This window comes from Roseivirga misakiensis, from assembly GCF_001747105.1.
Lineage (GTDB): Bacteria > Bacteroidota > Bacteroidia > Cytophagales > Cyclobacteriaceae > Roseivirga > Roseivirga misakiensis.
In genome coordinates, this window is sequence record NZ_MDGQ01000004.1 from 19,223 (window position 1) to 34,744 (window position 15,522).

Below are 15,522 nucleotides of genomic sequence, written 5' to 3' on the forward strand. Positions count from 1 at the left end.
AAAATTAATTTGCTTAGAACTCCAAACATAAAAGAAAATGTCATCAAATAATAATAATTGCAAAATAAATTTGATGCCCTGAATCACCTCAGAATCTTTGTTTTTCTGTGTTTAAACCCTTTTTTAATGTATTTAAGAATTTTGTTTGGTTGAGTAAGGGTAAACCATTTCTGAGGAAATCCGTAGTGTTAAAGGATGTTAAAAACCTAGTCGATCCTAATTCTTTTTATCGACATTGTTAATAATCTCTATTTTAATTAATTATTAAGTTTTCAGATTGTCTTATTTCAAGACATTAACAATTTTGAACTCGATTCGGCGATTCATTTCTCGCTCTTTTGGTGTATTCCCAGTTGTTAAAGGGTAGTCTTCTCCATAACCCGCAAAAACCAAATTTTCTTTGGGAACCCCTTTTTCGATAAAATATCGGTAAACTGACCTTGCTCGGTCTCTTGATAAGGCCAAATTCTCCTTTTCACCTCCAATTCCATCCGTATGACCTCCTATTTCTACCACTATCTTTTTATTAGCCTTCAGGAAGGTCAAAACCTCATTGAGGGTAGGTTCACTTTCGGGTTTTATTTCGGCACTATTGAAGTCAAAATAGATGTTACCGAAGTCGAAGGTCTCGCCTACATTTAACGGGTTCAATAAGACCTCTCCCTTTGGCAGCCTTTTCAATTCATCTTCGGTGAATTCTACTGATGCATAACCGCTGGCTGATACCCTGATTGATGAATTATTGGATTCAAGAAAAGTCAGAAAAGCACCTGTCAAACTATCACTTGTCATTATGATATCCTCAGAGACTTGCAACGTTGCAGCTAAAGGAGCTCTAGAATTTGCATCTAATACGCGACCTGATATGTAGTCTATTTTATTATCAGCTAAAACAGCCTTAGGCACCTTAAATCGATTGATCTCTATTCGCCCATTGGAAAGTCCAGAACTGTAATATGCCCAACCATCAGGGCTGAATGTGTAACCGATTTGATCGAAGGCATTATTGATGGGAAAACCAAGGTTCTTTGGGAGTGACCAACTCCCGCCTTCCCAAGTAGAAGAATATAAATCGTAACCTCCCATACCTACTCTTCCGGTTGAGGCAAAAATTAGCGTTTTCTGATCGAGGTATATATAAGGAGAGGAGTCGTCATAAACTGTATTAATTTGAGGCCCTAGATTTTTCGCCTGCCCCCAACCTCGAATACTTTTTTCACTCACCCAAATATCTAGCTTACCGACTCCTCCTTTTCTGCTGCTAACGAAAAATAGCTTTTTTCCGTCACGTGAAAGAGAAGGCTGCGAGTCCCAATCCGGACTGTTGACTTTATCATTAAGCAGTTCTGGTGCGCTCCATTCGTCACCAATAGCATAACTCACGTAAAGGTCACAGCTTCCAATATTGCCTGGGATATTACAGGCCGAATAAACCAAAGTAGAACCATCTGCCGAAATTGAGGCCGTCCCTTCATTCCTATCGGTATTGATTTTATAAGAAATTTGTTCTGGCTTTTTCCAACGAGTACCTAACCATTCACTTTGGTAGATATTCTCATCTCCTCTTCCATTTTTCTCCCTCACAATGAAGACTAATTTGTTATCGGCAGTGACGGTTGGAAAATATTGCTTCTGAAACTCGTTTAACGGAGCAGGTAATCTTTCAAAATTTATATCCAATTTCCTAGATGACTCGGCTAAAGCAAAATCAATGGACGCCGAGATTAACTGAAACTCAATGTCAGGGAATTTGTAAATCTCCCCCTCAATTTTTGAAATACTGGTTTTGGCCTCTTTATATTGACCACCTTCAAAGAATACTTTGGATTGGTCTATCAGTATTCGGTTTGAAAACCTCCGCTCTAACTCCTCTTTGTATTGAGATAAAACTCCAAGGGAACCTTCTAGATCATTCTTCCGCAAAAGAATCTGATGCAAGAGTAAAATAGCCTCGTCAAAGCTTTTGTCCTTCTTGATCGCCAAACGCGCTGACTCTTCTGCTCTTGCTACATTTCCAATCTGGCTAAGACTAAGTGCCTCTTTGTAAAAGGATAGAGCCTTTTTGTTTTTTGAATGCAGATTTTGAGCGGATAATGTTCCGCATATGAAAAGGAATATTAAAAAAAGGTAGGCTTTCAACACTAAGGAATATTCATAAACTTATGTGTTTGTAGCGAAATTTTCCACTGAGGGTTGTCTTTTACGTAACTTATTATTTCTGGCAACATACTTTCCGACTTATCCCATTCTGGTTGTAGATATAGCAAACAATCGGGTTTTACTCGCGCTGCGTGCTCTTCAGCCCATTTAAAGTCACTCTTGTTATAAACCACAACCTTTAACTCATCTGCCACTTCGTAGAATTCGGCTCTCGGCTTCATGAATTTCTTCGGAGAAAAACATATCCAATCCCAATCTCCACTCAATGGATGTGCTCCTGATGTTTCGACATTAGTCTGTAAACCAGAAAATCGCAATGCGCTAGTTAATTCGTTTAAATCGTACATTAATGGTTCTCCACCAGTAATAACGGATAAACGTGTAGGCGATTTCAATACATTTCCTACAATCTCTTCTACCGATTGTTCTGGCCATTTACCAGCCTCCCAAGACTCTTTAACATCGCACCAAACGCAACCTACGTCGCACCCGCCCAATCGAATAAAATATGCTGAATTACCAGAGAAGTGACCTTCCCCTTGTATCGTATAGAATGCTTCCATTACCGGAAGCTTAGCTTGTTTTTCTACCATCTTCAATTTTTTAGAGCAGGTGTTGAAACTGCTATTGTGAACTAGGCTAAATCAATTTTTGACTTGCCAAATAAGTATTCCAAAGTAATGAAGCGATCGTCATCGGCCCAACGCCACCAGGAACAGGTGTAATAAAACTACATTTCGGTGCTACTTCATCAAATCTCACATCGCCTTTTAGCTTAAACCCTGATTTTGTTTCAGTAGATGGTACTCTATGAATACCAACATCGATAACAATGGCACCTTCTTTTACCATTTCTTCTGTCACGAAACCTTCACGTCCGATAGCAACTATTAGAATATCGGCTTGGCTAGTAATTTCTGCTAAATTCTGTGTCCTGCTATGACATAATGTTACTGTTGCGTTTCCCGGCGATGAATTCCTCGACATTAAAACACTAATTGGGGTGCCTACCGTATGACTTCTACCAATAACAACACAATTTTTCCCTGATGTTTCGATACCATTTCTTTCCATAAGCAGCATCATACCTTTCGGTGTGGCAGGAAGTAATGTAGGTAAGTCCAAAAGCATTTTACCAAGATTTGACGGATGAAAACCATCAACATCTTTCTCAGGCAAGATTGCCTCTACCACTTTGTGCTCATCAATCTGTTTTGGTAACGGTACTTGAACAATGAAACCATCAATCTCTGGGTCATTATTCAGCTTATCAACGGTTGCCAAAACCTCTTCTTCTGAGGTGTTTTCTGGCAGGTGGATCAAAGTAGAACCAAAACCAATTTGCTGACAAGCTTTCACTTTTGCATTAACATAGGTTTTACTAGCTCCGTCTTCACCAACCAGAACTGCTGCCAAATGGGGAACTTTGCCACCGTTGGCTTCAATTTCCTTTACTTTATCCGCCAATTCATCCTTGATAGACTTTGCGGTGGCTTTTCCGTCTAATAATTCCATAGCAGTTGGTTTATTAATCTAACTTGAGTACGGCCATGAAGGCTTCTTGTGGTATTTCCACATTACCTACTTGACGCATCCTCTTTTTACCTTTTTTCTGTTTTTCAAGAAGCTTCCGCTTACGACTAATATCGCCGCCATAACACTTCGCTAAAACGTTTTTACGAAGTGCTTTTACAGTTTCTCGAGCGATAATTTTAGTACCTATAGATGCCTGAATAGCGATTTCAAACATTTGACGAGGTAAAAGCTCTCTGAGTTTTTCACACAAACGCTTACCCCAGTCATAAGCCTTGTCTCTATGAACAATAGCTGAAAGTGCATCCACTGTTTCACCATTTAACATTACATCCAACTTCACCAAGTTTGATTGTCTAAACCCAATGAGTTCATAGTCCAATGAAGCATATCCTCTGGAAATGGTCTTCAACTTATCGAAGAAGTCAAATACTATTTCTGCTAATGGCATTTCGAAAGTCAATTCAACTCGACTTGACGTTAAATAGACTTGATTCTTAATCTCTCCACGTTTATCAATACATAAGCTGATTATTGGCCCTACATATTCCGCTTTTGAGATAATCTGTGCTCTGATAAAAGGCTCTTCTAAATGTGCAGTAGCATTTGCCTCTGGCAATTCGGATGGGGCATTTACCATTTGTACGGAGCCATCAGTCATAATCGCATGAAATTGCACAGATGGAACGGTAGTGATCACCGTCATATCAAATTCTCGCTCAAGCCTTTCCTGAACAATTTCTAAATGTAGCATTCCCAGAAACCCACAACGGAAACCAAAACCAAGCGCAGCTGATGTTTCTGGTTCCCAAACAAGTGATGCGTCATTGAGCTGAAGCTTTTCCATGGACGCACGCAATTCTTCGAACTCAGATGTTTCTACAGGGTAGATACCGGCAAAAACCATCGGTTTTACATCTTCAAAGCCTTTGATTAGCTCTTGCGTCGGGTTTTCGACATGGGTTATGGTATCACCAACTTTAACCTCTTTTGCCACTTTGATACCCGAAATCAAATAGCCCACATTACCAGCGCTAATTTCCTCTTGCGGGTCTTGTTTCAGTCTCAAAATACCAATTTCATCGGCATTATATGTCTTTCCTGTGTTAACGAACTTAATCCTATCACCTTTCTTAATAGAGCCATTAAAAACTCTAAATATTACTTCAATACCTCGATAAGAATTAAAGACTGAATCGAAGATCATCGCCTGAAGTGGTTCATCAGGATTGCCTTTTGGTGCTGGCACTTTTTCAATAATGGCAGCTAAAATATCATCAATCCCGATCCCTTCTTTTCCACTAGCATGGATAACGTCATCTGGCGAACAGCCTAGTAGTTCGACTACTTGATCAGTCATCTCTTCTGGCATGGCACCAGGTAAATCAATCTTATTCAGAACAGGGATAATTTCTAAATCATGTTCAAGCGCTAAATATAGATTAGAGATTGTTTGGGCCTCTACACCTTGAGAAGCATCTACAATGAGCAATGCTCCTTCGCAAGCAGCTATAGATCGAGACACTTCATAGGAAAAATCTACGTGACCCGGGGTATCAATAAGATTTAATGTGTACTGTTCACCTTTATACACATAGTCCATTTGTATAGCATGAGACTTTATGGTTATGCCCCGCTCACGCTCCAAATCCATATCATCCAATAATTGGGCTTGCATATCTCTATCACTCACCGCCCCAGTACTCTGAAGTAGCCGATCGGCCAAGGTACTCTTACCGTGGTCAATGTGTGCGATTATGCAGAAATTTCGAATTTTATCCATGCTTTCTTAAAGAAGTGCAAAAATAGAAAAAAGCCGATCATTTGCTTTGAAGAGATAAGCATTAATTTTGCGCATATGTTATTGGCAGAGAGAAAAAAACAACAAAATATTTCGCAATACATCATTTACATGTATCAGACTGAATTGTTAATCAGAAATTTCGAGTTTGATTTGAGCCAAATTCAAAATGAAATAGTCAACAAGATTCCAGCAGAAACATTAGATGAAAAAGGCAAGCTAGCAGAAATAGACTGGTATAGAGGCCTAATAAAATCAATGAAAGAAGAAGGCCTAGAAAAAACTGGTCATTTACGAGCTGTTCAAGAACTTGTGAAAGAACTTTCTGACCTAAGTTTAAACCTGCTCACCGAAGACCCTGATTATCAGGTTATATTTAATGCTGCAAGGCCGGCTATAAGGGAAAACATCATTGCCTCTGACGGCAATATTTCTGACCCAATTCAAGCATGTCTGAACGGTGTTTTCGGTTTGCTAATCGCAAGGATGAAAGATGAGCAAGTATCAGAGGAAGAAATGGCGAAAATCGAACATTTCGGCAATGTACTTTCTTACTTGAGCCACAAAAGAAAAGTATCTAATTAACATAGGTAAAGTCAGCTGTTCCCATTTAGAAAACTCCCGTTAGTACTATAAATTCTTTTCTTCTGACTATTAAAGTCTTGGAACAAAGTATTTATGGGGATTATAAGACGCTTTGAGCAAAACGTATCCAGACAATTGCATTGTGCCGTCGCAGCGAGTGCTTTGTTCATCTTTTTAACGACTGCTATTCAAGCCCAGGTCATTGAAAAAGCTTATATCTCAACAGATAAAGATATTTACGCACCAGAGGATACCATCTGGTTTAAGGGCTATGTCTTTGACCAATTCAACTCAATTTCCGATAGCAGCTTAGCCTTTCATTTGATCCTCGTCAATGTAGATGGGATAAAGATCAGTAGATCTTCTTGGGCATTGAATGGAGGAGTAACCGATGGCTTCTTGATTGCTCCAGAAAACGAAGGCAGGTTTAGAATAAAGGCGATCAGTGGGCAAATGATAGGATCAAGAACTGATCAGTCATTTGAAAAAGACATCTATGTGCGTTCGGATCTTGCAGATGAAATCGAAGTTCAAGCCTTTCCAAATTTCGAGACCTACAACTATTCAGGTAATAACTCTATAGATATTTTCACACGGTATTCTGCAAATAATGCCGCCCCAGAAGTCAAATTAACTTATCAACTCCTTTCTGGAGAGGATCAAATAAAAAAAGGCAGGCTCAAGACTACCCAAGACGGGAAAGTCACACTAGACCTTCAAAATATCAAGCAGGAATACACCGACCTGAGGCTTGTTATCGAAAGCGAAGATAAAAGGCTTTCTAAGCCTGTCAAATTGACTCTTCCCATCCAAAAAACTCAACCTAAAATAGATTTACAGTTCTTTCCAGAAGGAGGAGATTTGATTAAAAACACTGTTTCCAAAGTGGCTTTCAAAGCGATAAATGAAAACGGCATTCCCATAGACTTCAAGGGTCTAATTATCGACAGTAATGGTAAAATTGTGGCGGCGGCCGAAAGTTATTACAAGGGTACAGGGTCCTTCAATTTAAAACCTGAAAATGGCAAAGAGTACTTCTTCAAAATTAATTCGCCTTTCAAAATCGATTCTCTTTATAAGTTACCATCTGCAAAACAATCTGGTGTTTCCCTAAGCATTACAGACGAACAAAAAGATGGTAAACAATACGCTATTGTAAAAGCAAGCAATGACCTAGTAGGTAAAAATGGAAAACTATTAATCACCAAAAACAATCAGGTGATCAGCAATTCTGACTTTATATTTTCTGGGCAAGAAAACTGGGAAGTGGCATATGAAAATTTAGGAGTCGGCACATTTAGCTTCAAGGTACTTAATCAAAACAATGATCCATTGGCTGAAAGACTTTTTTTCTCCAATGTTAAACAACAGCTCAACGTGAATTTAAGTACTAACAAAGCCGAATATGAGGCACGTGAAAAAGTTGAGGCTAAAATTCGGGTTACCGATTATAATGGCAACCCAGTTGTAGGGAATTTCTCTTTTACTGTATTCGATTATACAAGGAATGGTAATCCTTTGCCAGATCAACCAAACCTACTTGCCCAAATACTGTTAACCTCTGAACTTAAGGGCCATATACCAACACCTAATTTTTACTTTTCAAAGGACGCTAAGGCTATAAAAGCACTCGACTTAGTGATGCTTACCAATGGCTGGAGAAAACATACTCCAAGCTCCATAGTGGACATAGAAGGACTTTATGGGAAATTAATCTATAAGAACATTAAAAGAAAGCCTTTAAAAAACAGGGATGTCTATTTCTCATCTGTAAAAAGTGGTGGTATTGAGACGTTTAAAACAGATGAAAAAGGCTTTTTCAGGATCAGTTCGACTTACTTAAAAAACAGAGGAGATTCTTTCCTCATATTTACCGGAATTAGGAATAAAAAGGATCAACCTGGTTTATCACTAATTGATGACGTTAGACTTGAAAAACTAAAATTCTTTGATGACCTACTTCAAGCTAGACCTACCCTCACTGAAAGCCTCGCTCTACATGAAAAGTCAAATAAAATAAGACCGGATAAATTTCAAAATACTATTCTTTTAAACTCAGTAACAGTAGAAGCATCACGGACCAAAAAAGAATTTGTGGGCAGTTGCCCCTTAGAGTCATTTCATTTTGAGGATCCGTGGACAACCAAAAAAATTGAAGACCTCGACACAAAAAACAAAGATATTTTATCACTTCTTAAACAAGTCGGCTATATAAAGAAATTTCAAAACCTTTATGATTGGAATCACTGGCGTACACCCAACAAGCCTACCTCTGGTGTGCTAGGGCTTTATACCGATGTCCTTGTTGGTGAGTTAAACAACAAAAGAACTGTCCCATTCCAAATCTATCTCAATTGCGAACCAGTGAATAAAATCGACCTGTTTTTTGACTACTTAAATTTCGATATGGATGAAGGGAATTTTCATGCAAAGTATTCTATTGAAAGAATTGATACGGACTTTATAGAATCTATTTCCATCAACAAAACACATATAGAACCACCTATTGAATATTTAACACGTCAAAGACTCACGGAATATTTTGCATCTATTCAATGGCCTATTGTCCAGATTAACACGCTTTATGATGAGGTAGTATATAAGCCCATTTTCACCAGTAAGATCGATTATACGATCTTTAAAAACTTCACCACTGATTTTTACTCTCCAGTTTACTCAACAGAGAAACAAAAAAAGGATCCTGTCCCGGACTTGAGAACAACCATCCATTGGCAAGCCAACGTGATCACCAATGAAAATGGGGAAGCTAACATCTCCTACTTTAACGCTGACCGTCCCAATGAAATCAAAATAACAGTCGAAGGGGTCGATGGCTACAGCAGATTGGGGTTTGAAACCAAATCTTACAAGGTACTAGAAGGGTCATTAACGGAAGGAGGTGATAATGATGATTAGCAGGTTTATACTCTTAACAGCATTCTTTTTTATCGGTCATGTAAGTTTTACACAGGTAGTCGAAAAAAGCCATCTCAGTACCGATAAAGATATTTATGCACCTCAAGACACTATCTGGTTTAAGGGATATAGTTTCAATATACTCAATCAGCTTTCGGAAGCCAGTTTAGCACTTCACGTACTGATGGTGGACGGTGAAGGCAATAAAAAGACAAATACTAGCTGGGAATTAACCGATGGAATCACCGATGGATACTTGGTCGCTCCAAAACTCGAAGGTAAATATCGAATAATAGCGGTGACGGGTCAAATGATCGGCAGTCCTATGGAGCAAACTTTCACAAAAGACATATTCGTTCGTTCCGAAATAGCTGATGAAATTGAGGTGCTCGCATTTCCACAGTTTGAAACTTACATCGCCGATGGTGAAAATGCCATTGACATTTTCACCCGATACTCCACTAACAATGAAGCCCCAGAGGTAAAATTATCCTACACCATTCTTTCTAATGGCCAATCGATTAAAAAAGGGAGACTAAAGACTTCTACTGAAGGAAAAGTGACCCTCAATATTGAAAAGCTCAAAAAGGACATTGGAACTGAATTCAGCCTCCTAATCGAAAGTGATGACAAAAGACTAACCAAACCTATTAAGCTCACTGTTCCTGTTGCGGTTCAGTCCAAAAATATCGATCTGCAATTCTTCCCTGAAGGTGGAGAACTGATCGCTGGAATGGTCAATAAAGTCGCCTATAAAGCAATCGATCAAAATGGGGAGGCCTTTGATCTAAAAGGAGTGATTTTAGATGACAAAGGAAAAATGGTCGCAGCAAGCGAAAGCTTTTATCAAGGCATGGGTAGTTTCGATTTGCTTCCCGATACTAATTCATCCTACTTCTTCAAAGTAACTGGACCTGTTAAAATTGACTCGCTCTACAAACTTCCACGGGTCGAAAAATCAGGAATACAATTGAGTATCAAACAACTGAGCGATTCTTCTAAGAGGTATGCCTTCGTAAAACCCACAGCTGATCTACATGGTCAAAAAGGCAAGTTTGTCATTGCTAAAAGTGATAAGATCATTAGCTCGATCGAATTCACATTCTCCGAACAGGAATATTGGCAAATCGCCTCAGAAAATCTGGGTGTTGGGGTTTATAATCTTAGGGTAACTGACGCAAACGACAAACCGATCGCAGAACGGTTATTATTTGCCAACTCGGATAGTCAGCTTGATATCAATGTTCAAACTGATAAAAAAGCCTATTCAGCCAGAGAACTTGTTGAGGCTAAAATCACAGTCAAAGACAAATATGGCCTACCCGTACAAGGTAACTTCTCTTTCGCAGCGATAGACGCTATAAGAACTCAAAGCCCATCACCTGATCAGCCCAATTTACTAGCACAAATTCTCCTAACATCAGATTTGAGAGGCAGTATACCAACGCCAAACTTCTATTTTACTTCTGATAGAAAAGCCGAAGCGGCACTCGATTTAGTAATGCTAACCAATGGATGGAGACGCTATGTTCCGAGTACTATTATTGATAGCGAGGGATTGGCTGGTAGCTTGCACAAAACCAATAGAAAGCGAAAGTTATTGACTGACCGTGAGGTTGTTTTAACTTCTTTAAAAAGTGGTGGCATAGATTATTTTAAAGTAGACAGTTCTGGTCTATTCAAAATCCCATCTTCATACTTGAGAGCAAAAGGAGACTCATTTCTGATATTCTCCGAAAGAAGGAATGAGAAAGATAAATTCAGCCTAATACCAAACCAAGACAAACGAATTGCCAAAGACAAAGCACTATTCGGATATACCCAAGGAGTTTTAAAAGCAGGCCTTCAACAAGATCTAAGGCTATATGAAAAAGCTTTCAAACTTAGACCTGATCGTTTTCAAAATACGCTACTCCTGAATTCTGTAGTCGTGGAAGGAAAAAGCTTACTACCTGATGGGACTTGCAAATTGGAAGATTATCATAATCAATGGCCCTGGTATACAAAAACTCGAGAAGAGTTAAATCTCGGCGACTATGGCATAGTTGATTTAGTAACGCAAGTTAACCCATATGAAACCGTCGGTGGTTTTGGAGACGCCATTTTCAGTAGAACAAAATTGTATGGTACGTGGCCTATGAGGGTATATATAAACTGTGTACCTATACCAAGAATCGAATACAGAATGATAAGAGTCAGCAGTGGGCCAGCAAGAGAAATAACTCAAGTCAATACTGATAACGCTGATAGAAACGGCAAAGCCGTTGAAGAACAAGAGCCGTGGGGAAGCACACTTGGTCCGATGAATTCGAGCGATTATTTTGTTAGGGAAAGGGAATACAACTTCGCTAAAACGGTAAACAGGATTGATCTTCGAAACATTGAGTCAATTTCTATCAATACGACTACACAAATACTCACTCGGATGGATCATGAGCAGAACGTTTTTCCAATTCTAAATATAAACACCATCAATGATCAGCTTATTTATAAGCCAATTTTCGATATGAAGTACTTCCATAGTACTTACCAACACTACACTATAGAATTTTACTCTCCAGTTTACGCAACAGAGAAACAAAAAAATGATCCCGTCCCGGACCTTAGGACAACAATCTTTTGGCAGGCGAACGTGATCACCGATGAGAACGGTCAAGCGTTAATTTCATATTACAACGCAGATAGACCTAACGAAATAAAACTAATAGTCGAAGGAGTTGACGGCTACAGCAGACTGGGCTTTGGTACATTAAAATATCAAGTAGAAGGGGGTCCCGTGACAGAAGGAGGTCAGTAAGGTTTTAACTGAACAATAGGTGCTAATAAGTCGTTTTTATATTTAGAATCAGCTTAACCACACACAAAACCAAAGCTTATGAGATTCTTCATCGTATTAGTAAGCTCTATCCTTCTTTCAATCACTTGCTCAGCTCAGGTAATTGAAAAGGCCCACCTCTCAACAGATAAAGACATTTATGCACCTCAAGACACTATCTGGTTTAAGGGCTATAGTTTCGATATGCTCAATCAGCTTTCAGAAGCCAGTTTAGCACTTCACGTGCTGATGGTGGACGGTGAAGGCAATAAAAAGACAAATACTAGCTGGGAATTAACCGATGGAATCACCGATGGATACTTGGTCGCCCCAAAACTCGAAGGTAAATATCGAATAATAGCTGTAACTGGTCAAATGATTGGCAGCCCAGCAGAGCAGGCTTTCACTAAAGACATATTCGTACGATCAGAAATAGCCGATGAAATTGAAGTTTTAGGCTTCCCGAAATTTGATACTTACGACCCCAACAGTGAAAATGAAATAGATATTTTCACACGATACTCCACTAACAATGAAGCTCCTGAGGTAAAACTATCTTACACTATCTTAAATGAAGGCAAATCCATTAAAAAAGGAAGATTAAAGACCTCAACAGAAGGAAAAGTCACCCTCAATCTTAAAGAACTAAAGAGAAATAGCAACAAAGAATTCACCCTGCTAATCGAAAGTCGAGACAAACGACTGACTAAACCTATTAAGCTGACCGTTCCCATTGCTGTTCCATCAAAAAGTATCGATTTGCAATTTTTTCCAGAAGGTGGGAACATAATCGCTGGAATGGTAAATAAAGTCGCTTACAAAGCAATCGATCAAAATGGAGAGGCCTTTGACCTGAAAGGAGTGATTCTGGATGAAAAGGGGAAAATGGTGGCATCAAGCCAAAGCTTCTATCAAGGCACGGGGAGTTTTGATCTGTTGCCCAATGCCAATTCAGCCTATTACTTTAAAATCAATGAGCCGTTCAAAATTGACTCGCTGTATAGGCTCCCTGAAATAAGAAAATCAGGGATTCAACTGAGTCTAGCAAAATTAGGTGGTGCGCCTGAAAAGTATGCAGCCGTTAAAGCAACGCCTGACCGATATGGACAAAAAGGAAAGTTTATCATTGCCAAGAATGACTCGATAATCAGTTCGGTGCCATTTGAGTTTTCCAAACAAGAAAACTGGCAGATTGCCTTTAACAATCTTGGTGTTGGGGTCTATAATCTTCGGGTAACCGATATCAATAATATACCGCTGGCAGAACGGTTATTCTTTGCCAACTCAGACAACCAATTGAACATCAATATTGAAACCGATAAAAAAGAATATGCAGCAAGAGAACTTGTTCAGGCTAAAATTAGGGTACTTGATGAAGATGGCTTCCCTGTAGAAGGCAACTTCTCATTTGCTGCCGTCGATGCTTTAAGAACAAAAAGCCCTCTACCCGAACAACCCAATTTATTGGCCCAAATACTACTCGCTTCAGATCTTATGGGCCATGTGCCCACACCTAATTTCTACTTCTCCGGTAATGAAAAATCAGAAAAAGCGCTCGACTTGGTGATGCTAACCAATGGCTGGAGAAGATATGAACCTTCAATCATTACTGACCCAGAGCAAATTACTGGAAGCCTTCATAGGCGGAATAGGAAAAGAAAGTTGTTAAAAGACCGGGAAGTAGTTCTATTTCCAATTCGGGGCGGTAGTCTAAAGTCATTTGAAGTTGACAAAACCGGTGTTTTTAGAATCCCATCTACTTATTTAAAATCTCTTGGTGACTCCTTCCTAATTACATCTAACAAAATGACGGAGCGGGATAAATTCAGCTTAATACCAAATCAAGAGAAAAGGATTGCAAGGTCAAGTCATCTTGCACGGTATACAGAATATTATCGAGATAAATATTTACAAGACGACAATTTATTATTTCACCAAGAATTTAAGTTATCGCCGGATAGGTTTCAAAACACTCTATTACTTGGCGCTGTAATAGTAGAAGATAATGGGAAAATATCGTATGCTGGCTGTGATTTAAGGGATTTTCATTTTCAGGACCCTTGGAATACTAAAATGGTTGAAGAACTGGATATGACAGACTTAGACATTCTAGCCATACTAAAGCAGGTAAATCCAGAAATACATGATATCGGAAACTTTAGTCCAGACCCTGGGAAGCAGGCTATGATATACGACGTTTTAATGACTAAAGGTAGACCCATAAGAATTCAACTCAATTGTGAACCTATGAAGATTATCGATTTTGTTCAAAGAGATAGCACCATTACTGATGGACAGTACTTTGTAAGAGAAAAGCTTAACCGTATAGATTGGGGAAACATTGAATCGATATCATACAACAGAACTTTCTTACCTGGGCCAAATAGAGCTCCGGATATCTATTTTGAGGAAATTACTTTCCCAATAGTAAACATCAATACGATTAACGATCAACTTATTTACAAGCCAATGTTCAATCGAAAGTTCTTTCATAGTACCTATCAGCACTACACTACTGAATTCTATGCTCCTGTTTATGAAACAGAAAAGCAAAAGAATGATCCAGTACCAGATTTGAGAACTACCATTTTCTGGAAAGCTAATGTGATCACCAACGAAAATGGAGAAGCTACCATCTCCTATTACAATGCTGATCGTCCTAATGAAATTAAACTGACTGTCGAAGGAGTAGATAGCTACAGCAGACTGGGATTTGGTACATTAAAATATCAAGTCGAAGAAGGGCCCGTGACAGAAGGTGGTCAGTAAGGTTTTAACGAAACGATTAACTTATTGATGAAAAACTCAAATTGAGGAAATGACAAAGGGTCATCTCCTAATAAGCCTCGCTAAATACTGCCCATTCTCATCGGTATGTAAAAAGTAGACGAACCATCCTGCCTCAAAAGCCATTCGATCTAACGTGTCAGAATCAACATAAACCCAGTCGAACCAGTCTCCTTTTTTACCATTATACTCATACTGAAATCTCACCTCGCCAAAGTATTTATCTTGAGGTTTTTCCTGACCATCGTATAAGTAACTTATATCACTACTGTCTATAATTATTTGCCCTTCGGGCTTTAAAAGTCGATCTGCTTTTTCTAAAAAATGATTGAGGTTAGACAAACTCCCAATGAATCCCAAGCCATTCATAAGGCTTAAGATTGTATCATATTGTTGAGTCTCTTCGGTTTTAAAGAAATCTACCTCTGATGCATTTTTAACACCAGAAGCATTCATAATTTCAACGGCTTCCTTATTGACATCAATGGCCGTCACTTCACAGCCCATCTGCTGTAAACATAATGCATGAGACCCAGTGCCCGCACCTACATCCAGTACAGCTCCTTCACATACTGTCAAGGCCAGCTTTTCAAGTTCAGGCATATCCTCATACTCTCTGAAAAAGTACCAAATGGGCATTTCTTCAGGTACCCCATAAGAATTATGTAGCCTTAAATCACCAGTCTCTTTTTGCTGACTATATGCCTTTAAAGCCGCACCGTAAGGATTCATTTTTCAAAAAAGAACATATCATTTAGTAAATCAAAATGTCGGCTAAAACACCAACAAAATAAAATTCCGCAGGATCAAAACATTACAAAACAAATACGGTTATATGCATGTACCAACGAATAAAACATAACTACTCCTATCACTGAAACAAATACACTTAAAGTGCTTATTAGCAACTAGTTAATTATCACTT

The 15,522-nt window shown here is 38.9% G+C and carries 9 protein-coding genes; 4 read left to right on the forward strand and 5 right to left on the reverse strand.

Annotation, left to right across the window (positions count from 1 at the left end; genetic code table 11):
• Positions 1 to 282: 282 nt before the first annotated feature.
• From BFP71_RS06065 to lepA, 4 genes are read right to left on the reverse strand one after another with little or no spacing between them, the layout of a single operon-like run.
• Positions 283 to 2,142 (reverse strand): OmpA family protein, encoded by a 1,860-nt coding sequence (locus BFP71_RS06065; protein WP_069834603.1) that lies wholly within the window; start codon positions 2,140 to 2,142, stop codon positions 283 to 285.
• Positions 2,142 to 2,753 carry a 7-carboxy-7-deazaguanine synthase QueE gene (locus BFP71_RS06070; protein WP_069834604.1) on the reverse strand — a complete coding sequence of 204 codons (612 nt, stop codon included), beginning with the start codon at positions 2,751 to 2,753 and terminating at the stop codon, positions 2,142 to 2,144. Before BFP71_RS06070 ends, BFP71_RS06065 begins: the two co-directional genes overlap by 1 nt.
• Before the next feature lie 46 nt (positions 2,754 to 2,799).
• A complete protein-coding gene (locus tag BFP71_RS06075; RefSeq protein ID WP_069834605.1) occupies positions 2,800 to 3,675 on the reverse strand; it encodes a bifunctional 5,10-methylenetetrahydrofolate dehydrogenase/5,10-methenyltetrahydrofolate cyclohydrolase in 876 nt (291 codons plus the stop codon).
• 13 nt (positions 3,676 to 3,688) lie between these two features.
• Positions 3,689 to 5,476: a translation elongation factor 4 gene (gene lepA / locus BFP71_RS06080; RefSeq protein WP_069834606.1), complete on the reverse strand. Its 1,788-nt coding sequence runs from the start codon at positions 5,474 to 5,476 to the stop codon at positions 3,689 to 3,691.
• Between the two features lie 75 nt (positions 5,477 to 5,551).
• Here lepA and BFP71_RS06085 point away from each other — a divergent pair, with 75 nt between their 5' ends.
• The 4 genes from BFP71_RS06085 to BFP71_RS06100 all read left to right on the forward strand — a co-directional run bounded on the left by BFP71_RS06085 (position 5,552) and on the right by BFP71_RS06100 (position 14,579).
• Positions 5,552 to 6,079, forward strand: a complete 528-nt coding sequence (locus BFP71_RS06085) for a DUF4924 family protein (protein WP_069834607.1) — start codon at positions 5,552 to 5,554, stop codon at positions 6,077 to 6,079.
• Positions 6,080 to 6,172: 93 nt separating this feature from the next.
• On the forward strand, positions 6,173 to 8,995 hold the full coding sequence (locus BFP71_RS06090; RefSeq protein WP_069834608.1) for a hypothetical protein: 2,823 nt from the start codon (positions 6,173 to 6,175) through the stop codon (positions 8,993 to 8,995).
• A complete protein-coding gene (locus BFP71_RS06095) occupies positions 8,985 to 11,792 on the forward strand; it encodes a hypothetical protein (protein WP_069834609.1) in 2,808 nt (935 codons plus the stop codon). The genes BFP71_RS06090 and BFP71_RS06095 overlap by 11 nt, the downstream gene beginning before the upstream one ends.
• Before the next feature lie 78 nt (positions 11,793 to 11,870).
• Positions 11,871 to 14,579 (forward strand): hypothetical protein, encoded by a 2,709-nt coding sequence (locus tag BFP71_RS06100; RefSeq protein ID WP_069834610.1) that lies wholly within the window; start codon positions 11,871 to 11,873, stop codon positions 14,577 to 14,579.
• 60 nt (positions 14,580 to 14,639) lie between these two features.
• Here BFP71_RS06100 and BFP71_RS06105 read toward each other — a convergent pair whose 3' ends face one another.
• Positions 14,640 to 15,329: a class I SAM-dependent methyltransferase gene (locus tag BFP71_RS06105; RefSeq protein ID WP_069834611.1), complete on the reverse strand. Its 690-nt coding sequence runs from the start codon at positions 15,327 to 15,329 to the stop codon at positions 14,640 to 14,642.
• Positions 15,330 to 15,522: the final 193 nt, after the last annotated feature.

Coding starts and splice junctions, on each gene's coding strand:
- BFP71_RS06100 (WP_069834610.1), top strand. CDS start 11,871: ATGAGATTCTTCATCGTATTAGTAAGCTCTATCCTTCTTTCAATCACT.
- BFP71_RS06075 (WP_069834605.1), bottom strand. CDS start 3,675: ATGGAATTATTAGACGGAAAAGCCACCGCAAAGTCTATCAAGGATGAA.
- BFP71_RS06105 (WP_069834611.1), bottom strand. CDS start 15,329: ATGAATCCTTACGGTGCGGCTTTAAAGGCATATAGTCAGCAAAAAGAG.
- BFP71_RS06070 (WP_069834604.1), bottom strand. CDS start 2,753: ATGGTAGAAAAACAAGCTAAGCTTCCGGTAATGGAAGCATTCTATACG.
- BFP71_RS06090 (WP_069834608.1), top strand. CDS start 6,173: ATGGGGATTATAAGACGCTTTGAGCAAAACGTATCCAGACAATTGCAT.
- BFP71_RS06095 (WP_069834609.1), top strand. CDS start 8,985: ATGATGATTAGCAGGTTTATACTCTTAACAGCATTCTTTTTTATCGGT.
- BFP71_RS06085 (WP_069834607.1), top strand. CDS start 5,552: ATGTTATTGGCAGAGAGAAAAAAACAACAAAATATTTCGCAATACATC.
- lepA (WP_069834606.1), bottom strand. CDS start 5,476: ATGGATAAAATTCGAAATTTCTGCATAATCGCACACATTGACCACGGT.